Genomic DNA, 16804 nt, shown 5'->3' on the forward strand with positions numbered 1-16804 from the left:
TATCGGCTTTGGGTCTGTTTGCCGTACCAATATTTAGATGTCGTCTGTGGGTTCATATGAACTTGGAATTGTTTTAGCGCATATTGACCATTTGGGAATTGACGCTGCTAGCACTTCCATATACTCAATCAATACAAAACAGATCCAGGCAGGTAATTTATGGCGAGAAAAGCCAACTTCGATCGTGATGAAAAACTTCTTGTTGCTATGGATCTATTCTGGCGCAAAGGGTTTTCTAATACTTCCATCTCGGATCTCACTGATGCAATGAACATCAACCGTTTCAGTCTTTACAATACTTACGGTGATAAGCAGCAACTTTATTACGAAGCGCTCAACGCCTATTTAAAAACAGTGTCGCTTCCGGCAATTGATGCGCTTGATAAAGACGGAGCTTCACTGCCACAACTTGAGCGTTTTTTGCGATCGTTCGCGACACTTCAACGTAAACGCAGTTACGGTTGTTTCATCCAAAATGCGTTGGTTGAACATGCTGGCGAAGATGATGATGTGTTACGCAAAGGACACTTCTTGTTTGATCACCTGATAGGCATCATCACTGAAGCCGTCAAAACCGCTCAAAAAGAAACACTGATTCCAAAAACGCTCAAGCCTGAGCAACTGGCGAGATTTATCCTTACAAACATGCAAGGCATGCGTGTGCTAGGCAAAGCAAAGCGCTTTGAAGATTTGGATATCGCATTATCTTGCTTGCTTGTCTTGATCCGGAAATAACATGTCGATTGAAGTGATAGCAGTACGTCTTACCAAAGGCATGGACTTAAAACTGAGCTTAGCGAAATTGGTCGAGCAGCACGGTATCAAAGCTGGCTCGATTGCTTCATGCGTTGGCTGTGTGTCTGACCTCACACTTCGCTTGGCTGGTGCGCAGAGTACATTAATTAAGCAAGAAGCATTTGAAATCGTCTCTGTAATGGGAACCCTAACGCCTGAGCATCAACACGTTCATATCTCGGTGTCTGATCGTGAGGGACGAGTCTGGGGTGGACATTTACTGGATGGCACCATCATAGATACTACGGCTGAGTTGATCATTCACTCCTACTCAGATCTTGAGTTTACCAGAGCGATGGACGACTCGACTGGCTATACCGAACTTCAAGTGAATCCTTCCAAATAGTAAAGCTCCAGAGCCATACTGTGCTGTCTCTGGAGCTTTATTCGCTTGCCTCTTACGCTAAGAATTTACTCATATCGAGCAAGCTAATTTCGAGGATCATTCTTCGACTATATGACAAACCTGATTATCGTCGACCGTTACTTGCCACGTTTTTAGACAGTGCGCATCGTCTTCCAAACAATGCCCGCTCTTTAAGCTGAAATGCTGTTTGTACAGTGGTGACGCAACACACATCTCACCATCGATATCACCGACAATCCCTCGACTCATTACATAAGCCTTACCTATTGGGTCCCAATCCTGAACAGCGTAAACACCGTTATCAGGAATGTAGAATAACGCAACGTGCTCGCCTTCAATCAATACAGTGGCACCGATAAACGGCATTAAGTCATCAAGCTGACACAATTTCACTTTGGTTAAAGCTGCCATTTACACCTCCTGTTTCACGGGAATACGCTGACCGCGCACACGTTGGTACGGTAAGGCTTTGCTGCCCGACGTGCTGTTCAAGAAAGGACGGAAGCGTTGCAATTTTTGCGGATTATCCAACGTACTCTTCCACTCACATTGATAGGTATCTACGACTCGTGCCATTTGTTCATCCAAAGAGTCACATAGATTCAGAGAGTCATCCAAAATCACTTGCTTAAGGTAATCTAAGCCCCCGTCCATGTTCTCCATCCACACTGACGTACGCTGCAAGCGATCAGCGGTGCTGACGTAGAACATCAATACTCGGTCGATCATGGTGATCAACTCTGTTTTGGATAAGTCGGAGGCAAACAAATCAGCGTGTCGTGGTCTCATGCCACCATTACCACACACATATAAGTTCCAGCCGTTTTCAGTGGCGATCACCCCAATGTCTTTACTTTGCGCTTCTGCACACTCGCGAGTACATCCCGATACGGCAAACTTAAGCTTATGGGGCGCTCGCAATCCTTTGTAACGGTTCTCCAACTCAATGGCTAATCCAACCGAATCATCAACACCATAACGACACCAAGTAGAACCCACGCAAGATTTCACAGTGCGTACCGATTTGCCGTAGGCGTGCCCTGTTTCAAAACCGGCATTAATTAAGGTTTGCCAAATTTCAGGAAGTTGCTCTAACTGCGCACCAAATAAATCCACGCGCTGACCGCCAGTGATCTTGGTATATAGATCGTATTGCTGAGCGACTTCGCCTAGCACGATGAGTTTATCTGGTGTGATTTCGCCACCCGGAACACGAGGCACAATCGAGTAAGAGCCATCTTTTTGTAGGTTTGCCATAAAGGCATCGTTAGAATCTTGCAGAGACTGATGCTGCGGCTCCATGATGTGTTCATTCCACAAAGAAGCAAACACAGATGCCGCTGTCGGCTTACAGATATCACACCCATGCCCTTTGCCATGCAGTGCAATTAAGGTGTCGAAGTCTTTGATTTGTTCCACTTGGCAAATATGGAACATCTCTTGGCGACTAAGCTCAAAGTGCTCACAAAGGTGGTTGTTAACCTCTACCCCCATAGCTGCCAGTTGAGTATCCAATACCGATTTGACCATATTGCTACACCCACCACAGCCAGTACCGGCTTTGGTGTTGGCTTTAAGGTCCGTCAGGTTGGTGGTGCCAGCTTGAATCTCGGCAACTAAGTCGCCTTTTGTGACGTTGTGACAAGAACAGATGATGGCGCTGTCTGGCATCTCTCCATCCAGCATTCCGGTATCAAACAGCAGGTTCGCCGCGTGGTCTGGCAGAACCGTTTTGTTCAAATAACACTGTAAGAGTGCATCGTAGTCACTGTTGTCACCAACGAGAATTGCACCAAGCAATTGGGTACCACTCGCATCAACCACCAGCTTTTTGTAGATGCCTGCAACCGCATCTTGCAACACCATTTCCTGTGCGCCTTCGGTTTGCATTTGTGCATCGCCGATAGACGCCACATCCACCCCAAGTAGCTTGAGTTTGGTGCTCATGTCTGCACCTTTAAAACCCTCGCTCGGCATACCAGTCAAGACATCGGCGGTGGTTCTCGCCATGGTGTAACCGGGTGCGACTAAACCAAAGATCTTCTGCTCCCAAAGGGCACATTCACCAATCGCATAAATGTTCTCATCGCTGGTTTGGCATTGGTTGTTAATCACAATACCGCCTCGCTCGCCTACTTCTAGCTCTGCCAGCCTTGCCAACTCATCTTGAGGACGAATGCCTGCGGAAAAGACAATCACATCCACTTCGAGAGGATCTTTGTCTTTAAACACCATACGATGCTTAGCCGTTTCACCATCGCAGATTCGTTCCGTACCCGTTGAGGTATGTACTGTTAGCCCTAGCGCTTCAATCTTCTCTTTTAGCACTAAGCCAGCACCATCGTCTAACTGCACGGGCATCAGGCGAGGCGCAAATTCAATGACGTGAGTTTCTAGCCCCAATAGTTTGAGTGCATTTGCTGCTTCTAAACCCAACAAGCCACCGCCAATCACTGCGCCTGTTCTTGCGCCTTCACATGCCTTTTTGATTTGTGAAAGATCATCAAGCGTGCGGTAGACAAACACGTTGTCGCGGTCTTTACCTTCAATTGGCGGCACAACTGGGGACGAGCCAGTCGCGAGCACGAGTTGGTCGTAACCCAGCACATCTTCACCATCAAGCTGAATACGCTTTTGTTCTCTGTCGATGCCTGTTACTTGGCTGCCAAGTACGAGTTGGATGCCATGCATGTCGTACCATTCTTGGTTACTCAACATCAAATCATCATGAGACTTACCTGCAAACAAAGAAGAGAGTTGTACACGGTCATACGCGATAAAACGCTCTGCACCAATCACGGTAATTCCGTGCTCCATATGCGCGTTTTTCTGCACTAATTGCTCGACAAGGTGCTGCCCGACCATACCGTTACCTACCACAACGATGTGGCTCAATGCATTCTTTACTGGAATCGTTAAAGGACTGTTCATCGCTGCCTCCTTACGCCGTTTGTGCTGCGGTTTTGTTTTTTTCTTCTTTCGAAGCGGGAATCTCGACTTTGGATTGCTTCTCGTAAAGGAACTTCAGCACCGCTTGTCGACACTTCTGATACTGCGCATCATCCGCCAGTGCGACACGCTCGCGAGGACGCGGTAGATTTACTTCCAACACTTCACCAATGGTCGCTGCCGGTCCGTTGGTCATCATCACGATTTTGTCAGATAGCAACACCGCTTCATCCACATCGTGGGTAATCATGATGACGGTGTTGTTTAACTCGGCTTGGATCTTCATCAACGCATCCTGTAGGTGTGCACGTGTTAACGCATCCAACGCGCCAAATGGTTCATCCATCAGTAGAACCTTCGGTTGAAGTGCCAGTGCTCTGGCAATGCCGACTCGCTGCTTCATACCGCCCGAGATTTCATCGGGCTTTTTGTGCGCAGCATGCTGCATTTGAATCAACTCCAAATAGTGATTCACTTGTTCCTGAATCCACGCTTTGCCCTTTTTACCGGCAATTTGCTTTACTGCGAGCTCAACGTTTTGATATACGGTGAGCCATGGCAATAATGAATGGTTTTGGAACACCACTGCGCGGTCGGGTCCCGGTCCTGCTACTTCTCGTCCATCGACGATCACGCCGCCGTCTGTTGGCATGTGCAGACCCGCAACTAAGTTCAATACCGTTGATTTACCGCAGCCAGAGTGGCCAATCAGGGATACAAACTCACCTTTATTGATTTGTAAATCGACGTTCTTAAGCGCGATGAACTCGCCATTTGGCGTTGGGAATCGCATCCCTAAACGCGTTAGATCTAATAATGCTTTTTCCATGATCGTTTCCCTTATCTCAACGCTTGTTGTTTATTCCAAGACAGCCACTTTTGAAGTTGCAGCATGCCTCTATCGAGCATCAAACCGATAAAACCAATGGTAATGACTGCCACCATGATGCGACCCAATGACGCTGAACTGCCGTTCTGGAATTCATCCCAAACGAACTTTCCTAACCCAGGGTTCTGCGCGAGCATTTCTGCCGCAATCAACACCATCCAAGCGATACCTAAAGAGAGACGTAAACCTGTGAAGATCATTGGAATGGCAGAAGGTAATACGATGGTGCGGATGTGCTGCCACCACGAAAGTTGAAGCACTTTACTCACGTTGATTAAGTCTTTATCAACGCTTGTTACACCCACAGCGGTGTTAATCAGCGTCGGCCATAAGCTACACAGCGCCACAGTGATCAGAGAGTTAATGAACGACTTAGCAAACATCGGGTCATCACTCACATAAGTAGCACTCACCACCATAGTAACGATAGGCAGCCAAGCCAAAGGTGATACAGGCTTGAGCAATTGAATGATTGGGTTGAACGCTTGATACAGCCCTTGATTCAGACCAAGCACGATGCCAAGCGGAATCGCAATAACCGTCGCCAGCAAAAAACCCGCAGTCACAGTAACTAAGCTTGTTACGATTTGATCGAAGAACGTCGGCTTACCTGTGTAGGGACGAATCTTCACCTCCGCGTCCGGATTCTTGGCTAACTTCGCAGCATTACGTTTTTCCTGACGCTCGATAAACGCTTGTTCCTTTTCTCGCTCTTGCCAATGGTCATCGACAAGGTTGCTGAACTGCTGAAAAGTTTGCACTGGTCCCGGTAGCGTACCTAATGAGGTTTGCACTTCTCTCGCCGTTAAGTGCCACATTGCCAAAAAGATCAGCAAACCAATGACGGGCAAAAGCACCAACCGACTTCGGTTCACTACCTGCTTAGCAGGAAAAAGGGAAATGACATTACTAGACATACTCACTCCTAAGAAATTTACATCCTTGTTATTGCGGGCAGACTCACTTGCCCGCTGTATTTTTTGTAGGACAGCTCATCCTAAACTTTGTCTTTTCCTTTAAGCCCGATAGAGAATTTCTCTAGATATTTATTTGGCTCGCGACCGTCATAAACGATGTTGTCGATAAAGTGTGTTTGTGGCGCACGGAAACCATCTTCAGCACTAAAATCTGGGAAGTCTTTTTTGCTCAACACACCATCGTCAATCAGTGCTTGAGCCGCTTGTTGGTAAATGTCCGGACGGTAAACCTCTTTTGCGACATCCATGTACCAATCATCGGATTTCTCGCTTGAGATCTGTCCCCAGCGACGCATTTGAGTCAGGTACCAAATCGCATCGCTGTAATACGGATAAGTGGCGTTATGACGGAAGAACACGTTGAAGTCTGGCACGTCTCGCTTGTCGCCTTTCTCGTATTCAAACGTCCCGGTCATTGAGTTCGCGATAACTTCGGCATCGGCTCCCACATACTCGCTTTTTGATAGCATCTTCACTGCTTCTTGGCGGTTGGCATTGTCATTTTCATCCAGCCAATGTGCCGCTCGAATCAAAGCTTTCACTACGCGAATGTGCGTGTTTGGATACTTTTTTGCCCAAGCTTTAGAAACACCAAATACTTTCTCTGGGTTGTTCTTCCAAATCTCGTAATCGGTCACGACTGGCGTACCAATGCCTTTGAATACGGCTTGTTGGTTCCATGGTTCGCCTACGCAGTAGCCTTTGATCGTACCCGCTTCCATTGTGGCTGGCATTTGTGGTGGCGGTGTAACACTCAAGAGAACGTCAGCATCCAATTGACCACTGTTATCGCCTGAGTCTGGTGCGTAAAAACCTGGATGAATCCCCCCTGCCGCTAACCAGTAACGCAACTCATAGTTGTGCGTCGATACAGGGAACACCATGCCCATGTTGAACGGCTTACCTTTATCCAGATAACTCTCAACGACGGGCTTTAGTGCATCCGCTTTGATTGGGTGAACAGGTTTGCCATCCGGTTGCTTTGGAATGTATTGCTTCATCTGCTCCCAAGTATCATTGGAAACCGTGATTGCGTTGCCGTTCAAATCCATGCTGAACGCGGTAATCACTTCTGCTTTTGTGCCGACACCAATCGTCGCGCCCAATGGCTGACCAGCAAGCATGTGCGCACCGGCAAGCTCACCATCGATGACTCGGTCTAACAGCACTTTCCAGTTTGCTTGCGCCTCTAATGTGACGTACAAACCCTCATCTTCAAAAAATCCTTTCTCATACGCGACCGCCAGCGGTGCCATATCGGTCAACTTAATAAAACCAAACTTCAGGTCTTCAATTTCTGGCTCACCCAACTCTGCCTTTACGCTGACCGTGGTGAATACCGATAACGAAATCGCTGACACTTTCAGCATCGAACTCCATTTCATTGGTTTGCTCCCATAAAAAAAGCGCCACTACTCCGAAGAGCAGTAGCGCCGTTGCTAAGTCTACAATTACCGCCGTTGATAATTGAGATAAGCGATTCAACAATAAACCCAAACTATCTATTACATTTATGGCAATCCAATTACTGTGCCAACTTATTTTTATGTTAAATACAATGACTTACGGAATGCTACTATTAACTATTCCCCGTTATTGCTTGCTGATAGTGCAACACGCACCACGTTAGAAAATGCACCCTAACCCCAAAGTGGTAGAAAACTAATCCAGCACCTCCAAGGTGGTTATCAAGTTCTTGGCAACTTGTGCGAGCGTTTGGCTCGATTGCATGGCGGAGTTTCTTAACGCTTTGTAAGCCTGTTCTTCATCAACGCTGTGCATCTTCATCAGCAGACCTTTGGCTTTTTCCACCAGCTTGCGCTCTTCAATCTTGTGGGTCAGCGATTCAATTTCCGATTGCATACTTTCGAATTTCGTTCTCACTAATGTCGCATGTTCAATCCAAGGTTGAAGTGAAAACTCACTATCGTGCGGCATGAGAACATAGTCAATTTTCTCAGGTAACCGATTGATATCATTCGATGATAACTGTTTTAAGACGATAAGAAGTGGTGCCGATTTTCTGCGGCAGAAATCGACGATCAAACGCAGTTCCGCCGTAGGTTGCTGCCAACCAACCACAACGCTTGCTGACGGTTCTCGCGGCATAAGCGTTTCAAGTTGTGCCAATTGGCAACCGATAATGTTGTCGTAATCTTTACTCAATAAGCCAGAAAGTCTAGCCTGCTCTTGGAGACTATCACAGCACACAATGATGGGTGTTTTTGATGTTAATCGAGTCATGCACATTCCTTGTTTATATCTCTCTCACTAAGAAAGACATAACAAGGACTGTGCCAACTAAAGTTGAAGCGTTTTAACTAGAGGCGAGATGTTCTTTGAAGAAGCCGAGTGTACGTTCCCAAGCGAGTGCCGCTTCTTCTGGTGCGTAGCGTGCTGTTGAATCGTTATGGAAGCCATGGTTTACATTTTCATACATCAAAGCTTGGTATTGCGCGTCGGTCGCGATCAATTGCTGTTCATAAGCAGGCCAAGTGTCATTAACACGCTTATCGAGCCCTGCAAAGTGAATCATCAAGGGGCCTTTGACCTGCTTTTGAATTTCTTGCGCCGCTGGCGTTCCGTAGAAAGGCACACCAGCGTCTAACTCTTCTGGCATTACCGCCGCAAGCATATTGACAATGTAGCCACCGAAGCAGAACCCGACCGCCCCCAACTTACCGTTCCCATCCTCATGCTGTTTGATGAAATTAGCCGCCGCAATAAAATCTTGCTCTATCTTGGCTCTGTCCATATCTTTCTGCATGGCGCGACCTTCATCATCGTTCCCCGGATAGCCACCAAGTGGATAAAGCGCATCTGGAGCGAAAGCAATAAAGCCGTCTTTCGCGAGTCGTCTTGCGACATCTTTAATGTAAGGGTTTAAGCCTCGGTTTTCATGAATAACCAATACGGTTGGTGATTTGAGAGTTTTCTTTTGCGGCATGACCAAATAACCACGCCCTTCTCCATGCCCATTTGGGGATGAAAAGGTTTCGTAAGTTGCTTTGATTTCCGGATCATTAAAGGAAACTTGTTCTGCCAGTGCATAATTCGGAGTTAAAGCATCGACAAGCGCTGTCATGCTAAACCCAAGCACCGCTAGGCCACCCAGCCTATTAATAAACTCACGGCGAGAGATCTTTCCGTGTGCATATTCATCGTACCAATCGAAGGCTTCTTGCGGGATGGGATGAGAAGCCTTTTTACTCGTAGTGGTATGCTTTAGAACCATTATCCATGTCCTCTGTGTCTTACCATAAGCGGATTTCAAATTCTCAATCGAACATAAAAACCAAGGCGATTGAGGCTAGAACTGCAATTTCACCACTCTCATACGAAACAGAGTGGTGAAATATATCATTGGTGAGCTAGGATCTTTTCCTTTCTTCAAACAATAGATAATGGATTCAGATTCAACAACTTTGCGTTGTTGGTTTTACATTAATTGACAGTAGTGCGTTATTGTAGGCGGCAATATCCTTGCCAGTAAGAAAAGGCACGTTCGAATGCTTTTTCTCTGTCGTGCATTTGCGCAAACAAGACCACTGTCATCGTAGCCAAAACCGTATTCGCCATTTGGTTCATGTCATCTTCTGATGTTCCAAACGGGCAGTTCGCAGGCGTTGGCACCTCAGACAGCATCTGCTCCGTCCAGTAGTGCGATGTCACGCCAGTTGTTTGGCTTAGCCATACCGTTTGGCTTACTTTCGGATTGTATTCGGACTCACCCGATTGCCCTTTGAATGACACAACAGCGTGAGCGGTTTGACCAATTTCATATTCGACTTCAGCATGAAGTTGTTGGAATCCAGGATGGAAGCTACCACGAATACCAACCGTTGCTTGCCCTGGATTCAATGCTCGAACCACGGTATTAATCGGCGTTCTAAGCCCATAACGATTCTTCCAACCGATCATGGTTTCTGCTTGAGGAGCAAACGCACTCAACGGTAGATACACGATGTTTTGTGTTTCTAAGACACGCTTTGCTTCTTCTGCTGATTCCGCTTTCTTGATAGCAAACTCGTCGAGATAGTCTTCGGCGTGTAAACGACCAGATTGACGATCGTGATAGCCGTGCATCAGCACTTTATGACCATTGTCGGCAAGGATCTTCGCCGCCAACAGGTGCCAAGGCTGACCTGCCGCTTCACGTTTGCCTGCATAACATGGCCAATCAATGTCTGCACCAATGGCTGGCATGCGGGATTGGAATGCTTTCACAAAGCCAGCGATTTCTTGTTGAGTCTCGTTCTGTACGCGGATCAGCATCAATAACATTGCCATCTGATCGTCGTCGCACTCACCGTTTAGGTATTCATCCATAACTCGAAACGCTTGGTCAAAGTTCAGTGGTTTTCTACCACGTTCACCGCGACCGACTGTTCTAATACATTCCAAAATGCTGCTCATATTCCCTCGTATTCCGTCACTGACTGTACGGTTTCTATTAGTTGTTCGCGCAGTTTGACAACTTCTCCCATCACAATCAATGCTGGGCTCATGCCTTTAAGTGTAATCGATAAATCATTGAGCTGATTGAGTTGGGTAACGTGCACTTGTTGTTGAGGGCTGCAACCATGAGTGATGACCGCGACAGGGAAATCTTCTCTCAAACCTGAGCTAATTAAACCTGTTTGTATTTGCGATGACTTTTCTAACCCCATATAAAAGACCAACGTTTGTCCGCTTTGCATCAGTTGGCTCCATGCCTCAAATGCGCCTGTCACCACTTGCCCCGTAACAAAGGTAACGCTGCGAGCAACACCTCGATGAGTAAGCGGAATCAAGCTGTTTGCTGAACACCCAATCGCAGCAGTAATACCGGGGATGACTTCATAAGCGATTGAGTGTTTGACGAGTGCTAATGCTTCTTCCCCTCCACGGCCAAATACGAAAGGATCTCCCCCTTTTAAGCGTACAACTCGCTTTCCTTGCAGGGCGAGCGACACCATCAAATCACAAATTTCTTCCTGACCAATACTAGGTTGTCCGCATCGTTTGCCCACGTAAATCCAATCGGCTTGTGGCGAAGCCAACTCCAAAATATCTTTGTCAACCAGACGGTCGTAAAGCAACACCTCTGCCCCCATAATCGCTTTCACAGCCTTTACCGTTAACAAGTCAGGATCGTGCGGCCCAGCTCCAACAATCGAGACAAAACCTTGGTGGTTTGCATCTAGATCTGCGGAGTTATTTTCTAAAAGTTGGTTCAGTTTGCTTGCTTGATCATGCTTATAAAAGCGAGACGAGCGTTCTTGTTTCTGACTCGCTTGTCCTTTCTTAAACCAAGACTTTTGATAAGGCGCTTCCATGTGCTTATCCTCTTTAATGACTTACTTTATTTGAATCGCCAGACTTTGCTGGCTCGCGTGCTGTTTGCCCTTTTGATGCTGATGGCTGTCGACCATTTGTTTGATTTGAGAGACGCACGAACCACAATTAGTACCGCATTTGAGTTTGTTTTGTAGTTGGGTCAATGAAGTGCAATCTTGTTTCTCCATCGCGTCATGTATTTGTTTATCGGTGACGCGGAAACAACTACAAACCAGCTTGGCACTGCTTTGCGATTGAGTGATGGTAAGCAGTTGCGATAGCTCCATCGGTTTGCCAATCAAGCCGATAAAGTTGGTGTAGTCAGTTTGAATCGGTTCGCTAGACACCACCAAAACAGAACGAATGATACGAACGTCTCCAACAAGGTCGTAATCCACCGCTAGCCAACCTTGGGCAATATCTATCGTAATTCTCCGGCTCTTTTCCGTTCGACAAAAACTCTGCTTCTTTGGTCGCTTATCGTGTGCAAAGCGCCAAATGCCCAAATTGTTTTCTGCTTGAAATGCGCTGTAGAGAAATTTGCCGGAATCAAACTGTGTACCGATGAACATACCGTAGGTTTTTACCGCTGCGTCTTGCACTTCAACATAAGACGACTTAAACGCAGGTTGACCAGAAATAGGGTCTTTCGCGCTGTTTACTATTGCGTTAACGCTGCTTTTTCCGCCATATCGACCTGCCCAATGCATTGACATAAATAGCTCCTGAAAACCTAAACCGTCATCAATAGCAACTTTGGCATAAATACTGGTGTTTGAAGCAGGCTGGAACAGTTTGGCGAGTTGCCCTGCTTTTAAACGATTTTGAGTGGCGGAAAGTGTATTCATGTACACGGTTGGTTCTAACTCAGAGGCAGCAAGGTGTGCGATGTGCCCTGTTCGCGTCATGGTGTGCCATTGGTCACGTTGTCTGCCCGTATTGAGCCACCAGCCTTTTGTTCTCTCTAAACGCGTTGGAGATTCACTGGTCACGACAAAACGCGCTTTACCATCTGAGTGCGAATAGATTCCATCAGCAAAAGGACGCTCTCCTCCCCATTGGGTCGGCATCCACTCTTCGTATTCTTGCTCTGTTAAATTAGCGTAGTGAGACAGGTCTAACTTCAAAGGTGACTTCGCATTTATGCCCGTCATCGCTGCATATTCATTAAACACGGCTCGTTCAGAAGTAAACGCAAAGCCATTCTGCGCACTTTCCAAAGCACAAAATGCTTGTCCAACTTGACTGATCGCCCACCAATCTGATTTTGCTTCACCGGGAGGGTTTTGAAACTGACGTTGTCTTGAGATCCGACGCTCCGAGTTCGTCACCATGCCCTGCTTTTCTCCCCAACCAGCGGCGGGCAATAACAAGTCAGCGTAATGCGCCACATCCGAATCAGCAGTAATATCTGAAACAATCACAAACGGGCAAATCTCTAGTGCACGCTTTACCAGTTGGTTATCTGGCAAAGAAACAACAGGATTGGTTGCCATGATCCACAGAACTTTAATCTCACCACGCTCTACCGCCTCAAACAATTCAACAGCTTTAAATCCGGGCTTAGTGGCAATCTCTGGAGAGTCCCAAAATGTTTGCACTTGTTTGGTAGATTTAGCATCAAAAGTACGATGAACCGCTAATTGATTTGCCAACCCTCCGACTTCTCGCCCGCCCATCGCATTCGGCTGACCTGTGATAGAAAACGGCCCGCAACCTGTTTTACCAATCTTGCCTGACGCCAAATGTGCATTAATAATGGCATTGCCTTTATCGACACCATTTTCGGCTTGGTTAACCCCTTGGCAAAACAGAGTGATTGCCGTTGGGCTTTGCGCAAACCATTGGAAGAATGTAGTGAGTTTTTCTTCAGAAATACCAATAGATGCAGTTAAATTAGTGACATCGTAACGTAAATCCGATACCTCTTTAGCTAATTCATCAAAACCCTCGGTATGAGTTTGAATGTATTGAGAATCAAGGCATTGCTGCTCTATGAGAAACTTGAGCAGCCCATTGAAGAGTGACACATCCCCATCGCTTTTAATCGGTAAATGCAAATCCGCTTGCTGTGCTGTAACCGTTTCGCGCGGATCAATAACCACCAACTTTAAATTAGGGTTCTTTTCTCTCGCTTGTTGGATTCGGCGGAATAACACTGGATGTGTCCATGCGGTATTGGCTCCGCAAATGATCAACAGCTCGGAATTATCAATGTCATCGTAATTGACAGGCACCACATCTTCACCAAAAGCACGCATGTGAGCTGCAACCGCCGAAGACATGCATAAGCGAGAGTTGGTATCGATGTTAGCGCTGCCAACATAGCCTTTCATGAATTTGTTGGCGACGTAATAGTCTTCGGTTAATAACTGACCTGACACATACATCGCGACGGAATCTGGTCCAAACTCCGCTTTGGCTTGATGGATCTTGTTTGCAATCAGATCCGTAGCCTGTTGCCATTGCACTTCTTTACCTTTCGGACGCTCCTCGCTGACGAGTTTTGGATACAACAACCGCGATGGCATATTGAGACTCTCTGCAAGCGCCACACCTTTTACGCACAGTGACCCTTGATTTGCCGGATGATGTGCATCCCCAACAATTCCTTTAGTATTGACCTCGACACCACATCCAACTCCACAATAGGGACAAGTGGTTTTCTTGCATCCTTTCGACATTACGCCCCCTGACTCTTTTCTTAGAATGACGGGCTTTAAGCGACAAAAAAACCTCTCTCGAAATGAGAGAGGCTGCATTGCCAATAAAGCTTAACAAGTAATACCCTATCCGCTTAACCGCCTGCTAAGGAAAAGCGGCGCATCGAGTTAACGATGAACACATTCTAAGTTGCAAACCCGATGCCAAAATAAAATAATCAATTATATCAATAATTTAAAATTAATTATCTTTGATTAAGCTTTTAGGTATGCACTGATAAGGTGCGAGGTTGAATCACAGAAGTGCAGCGTTAACGGGTCAGTTGCATCACAAGCCTAGGTTCTCCATCGCCGAAGTAATTGTCTTCTTCTTCAATGACCGAAAAGCCCATAGAGCAATAGAGTTGATAAGCAGGAGCATTGTTCGGATCAACCGTGAGTTTCACTGAAGACCCAACTTCGACTTGACTGATCGCATCCTCAACCAGTAAACGAGCGATCCCTTGGCCGCGATATTTCGTTGCTACCGCTAACGACAAAATCCAGTAAGTACGTTGTTCTAAACTTGGCGTTAAAAGAACATAACCTGCTACATCTTGCGCCTGTTTTGCCACCATCAAGCCACGACTCCAACAGTCATAAGCTTGTCGAATGAAAAACTGTGGGTATGAATGATCACCAAAAAGCTGGTGTTCCAATTGGTATACTGCATCGAGATCCGTTTTCTCTGCACATGATATTTTCATGTTAAACTTCCTGAATCATAATTTTCGACAATATACCCAAAGCGCGTTCGAGTATAAAGAGCATACACACTGCGCCAAGTTTGATATTAAGAACATCGCCTTACGATGTTAATAAACACCAAGCTGAGCAAACATTAGCCACAACATCAACTACTAAAAAATAGTAAAAATTCATGATATAACTTCAATTTAAAAGGGAAGTCTTGGAGTTAAATATCGCATTTATTAAAAATTCATGGTTCGATAGTTTACATCCGTAGCGATTCACTAGCACGATTCACCACCTAACGCATGTGATATCAATCACTAAAGGAGATAACATCCGCGCGATTATTATTTCTATACAAGCGACTCTTAAGTGAAAGAATCTCAAGAAACACTATCTGTTAGTGACGTAAACACAACAAACACATGGACTAAGCACGATACACACTGGTTATTGAGCTTATTTGGCACAGCCGTTGGTGCTGGCATTTTATTCTTACCGATTAACTTGGGAATTGGTGGTTTTTGGCCATTAGTCGTTATGGCAATTCTTGCTTATCCAATGACCTACTGGGCACACCGTGGATTGGCACGTTTTGTATTGTCTTCAAAAATTCAAAATGCCGATTTTACTGATGTGGTAGAAGAGCACTTTGGTGCGAAAGCAGGTCGTATGATTTCACTGCTGTACTTCCTATCGATCTTTCCAATTCTTCTTATCTATGGCGTAGGCATCACCAACACTGTCGATAGCTTTATGGTCAATCAGGCAGGAATTGAGCCTTTACCACGCGCACTACTATCTGGTGTGTTGGTTTTTAGCTTAATCTCAATCATGATGGCTGGCGAAAAAGTCATGCTGCGTGCTTTTGCCATGATGGTTTATCCGCTGGTCGCGATCCTCGCATTTCTTTCTCTCTATCTTATTCCAAACTGGCAAGCACCGGTTCTTGATGCACCAGAATGGTCTTCATTTGCGAGCACGATGTGGCTTGCCATTCCAGTTGTTATTTTTTCTTTTAGTCATGCAGCAGCGATTTCAAGCTTTTCGAATGTTCAACGCCGTCATTATGGTGCAGATGCCGATGCGAAATCCGAGCTAATCCTACGTCGTACAAGCGTCATGCTTATCGCCTTTGTTTTGCTGTTCGTCTTCTCATGCGTACTTGCACTGTCACCAGAGCAACTAGCAGAAGCAAAAGCGCAAAATGTTTCAGTATTGTCGTACTTAGCTAACGCAACCGAGAATCCGTTTATTGCAACACTTGGGCCGTTGGTTGCGTTTGTCGCGATCACTTCATCATTTCTCGGTCACTTTCTAGGTGCTCGAGAGAGCCTAAACGGCCTGATCAGCAAACATTCGTCTATGCCAACAGTGCGCATTGATAAAATCAGTGTGGTGATACTTTTTGTGTCGATTTGGGTGGCGGCAATTATGAACCCAAGCATTTTAGGTATGATGGAAGCATTATCTGGCCCCGTGATTGCCATGATTCTGTTCATTATGCCAATGCTGGCTGTATACAAAGTGAAAGCGTTGCATCAATACCGTGGAAAAGTATCCACCTACTTTGTAATGCTAACGGGCGTTGTTGCGGTAAGTGCGCTAATTTTTAGCTTATTGAGCTAGTTGTGATAACGTAAGATGGATTTTCAGGGGAATACCTTAACATTTATTGGTAATTCCCTGAATTTTTCTTGTTATTTTTAGACTGTTCTAACTCAGTGGGTAACTCGGTTAGAATAAGATGAAAGTACCCGCCATCATTATGATTGAAGCAATACAAGTGCGGCCAATAATACCGAAGTGGGATGGTTGAATCATTTCATTGTGCATAGGCAAACTCCATTCTTATGAAAACAGCCAATTTATTTTGGCTTACTATCACTATGTATAAAAACGCATTTTTTCACAACCACAATAAAATGAAACTTTTATGACAGTAAGATGATCTTTTGCAGAACACTGAAAATTTCCCAATGCATCTCCCCTTTCTAAACACCCTTAAGAGTAAGATTCTCTGCTGATAACCACTCTCTTTGCGACACATCACATTAGCAACAACTAACGTCGTGCCATCTTCCTAATTGCATTTTGTTAGTTGCACCGCCCA

At 45.8% G+C, this 16804-nt stretch carries 14 protein-coding genes; 3 read left to right on the plus strand and 11 right to left on the minus strand.

Annotated elements, in window-relative coordinates; translation table 11 throughout:
• Nucleotides 1-159: 159 nt before the first annotated feature.
• Complete coding sequence (locus VA249_RS18100; protein WP_128812993.1) at nt 160-735, plus strand: TetR/AcrR family transcriptional regulator; 576 nt, start codon at nt 160-162, stop codon at nt 733-735.
• A gap of 1 nt (nt 736) precedes the next feature.
• Complete coding sequence (locus VA249_RS18105) at nt 737-1141, plus strand: PPC domain-containing DNA-binding protein (protein ID WP_221070048.1); 405 nt, start codon at nt 737-739, stop codon at nt 1139-1141.
• A gap of 96 nt (nt 1142-1237) precedes the next feature.
• Here the strand turns inward: VA249_RS18105 and nirD are convergent, their stop codons facing one another.
• From nirD to VA249_RS18160, 11 genes are all read right to left on the minus strand, one after another.
• Nucleotides 1238-1573: a nitrite reductase small subunit NirD gene (gene nirD, locus VA249_RS18110; RefSeq protein ID WP_221070050.1), complete on the minus strand. Its 336-nt coding sequence runs from the start codon at nt 1571-1573 to the stop codon at nt 1238-1240.
• On the minus strand, nt 1574-4093 hold the full coding sequence (nirB, locus tag VA249_RS18115) for a nitrite reductase large subunit NirB (protein WP_221070052.1): 2520 nt from the start codon (nt 4091-4093) through the stop codon (nt 1574-1576).
• Between the two features lie 10 nt (nt 4094-4103).
• Nucleotides 4104-4940, minus strand: a complete 837-nt coding sequence (locus VA249_RS18120) for an ABC transporter ATP-binding protein (protein ID WP_221070054.1) — start codon at nt 4938-4940, stop codon at nt 4104-4106.
• An 11-nt stretch (nt 4941-4951) separates the two neighbouring features.
• Entirely contained in the window at nt 4952-5917 is a 966-nt protein-coding gene (locus VA249_RS18125) for an ABC transporter permease (RefSeq protein WP_221070056.1), read from the minus strand.
• Between the two features lie 80 nt (nt 5918-5997).
• Nucleotides 5998-7362, minus strand: coding sequence for a CmpA/NrtA family ABC transporter substrate-binding protein (locus VA249_RS18130; protein ID WP_221070059.1), 1365 nt, complete (start codon nt 7360-7362; stop codon nt 5998-6000).
• Between the two features lie 277 nt (nt 7363-7639).
• A complete protein-coding gene (locus tag VA249_RS18135) occupies nt 7640-8221 on the minus strand; it encodes an ANTAR domain-containing response regulator (RefSeq protein ID WP_221070060.1) in 582 nt (193 codons plus the stop codon).
• A 73-nt stretch (nt 8222-8294) separates the two neighbouring features.
• Nucleotides 8295-9212 carry a dienelactone hydrolase family protein gene (locus tag VA249_RS18140; RefSeq protein ID WP_221070062.1) on the minus strand — a complete coding sequence of 306 codons (918 nt, stop codon included), beginning with the start codon at nt 9210-9212 and terminating at the stop codon, nt 8295-8297.
• A gap of 227 nt (nt 9213-9439) precedes the next feature.
• Nucleotides 9440-10393 (minus strand): glycosyl transferase family protein, encoded by a 954-nt coding sequence (locus tag VA249_RS18145; protein ID WP_221070064.1) that lies wholly within the window; start codon nt 10391-10393, stop codon nt 9440-9442.
• Nucleotides 10390-11295 carry a uroporphyrinogen-III C-methyltransferase gene (gene cobA, locus VA249_RS18150; RefSeq protein WP_221070066.1) on the minus strand — a complete coding sequence of 302 codons (906 nt, stop codon included), beginning with the start codon at nt 11293-11295 and terminating at the stop codon, nt 10390-10392. The genes VA249_RS18145 and cobA overlap by 4 nt, the downstream gene beginning before the upstream one ends.
• 21 nt (nt 11296-11316) lie before the next feature.
• The gene (locus VA249_RS18155) at nt 11317-13980 is read right to left on the minus strand and encodes a nitrate reductase (protein ID WP_221070068.1); all 2664 of its coding nucleotides are present in this window, start codon (nt 13978-13980) and stop codon (nt 11317-11319) included.
• 290 nt (nt 13981-14270) lie between these two features.
• Nucleotides 14271-14705, minus strand: coding sequence for a GNAT family N-acetyltransferase (locus tag VA249_RS18160; protein WP_221070070.1), 435 nt, complete (start codon nt 14703-14705; stop codon nt 14271-14273).
• Nucleotides 14706-15063: 358 nt separating this feature from the next.
• Here VA249_RS18160 and VA249_RS18165 point away from each other — a divergent pair, with 358 nt between their 5' ends.
• Nucleotides 15064-16320 (plus strand): aromatic amino acid transport family protein, encoded by a 1257-nt coding sequence (locus tag VA249_RS18165; protein WP_221070073.1) that lies wholly within the window; start codon nt 15064-15066, stop codon nt 16318-16320.
• Nucleotides 16321-16804: the final 484 nt, after the last annotated feature.

The organism is Vibrio alfacsensis (assembly GCF_019670485.1).
Taxonomy (GTDB): domain Bacteria; phylum Pseudomonadota; class Gammaproteobacteria; order Enterobacterales; family Vibrionaceae; genus Vibrio; species Vibrio alfacsensis.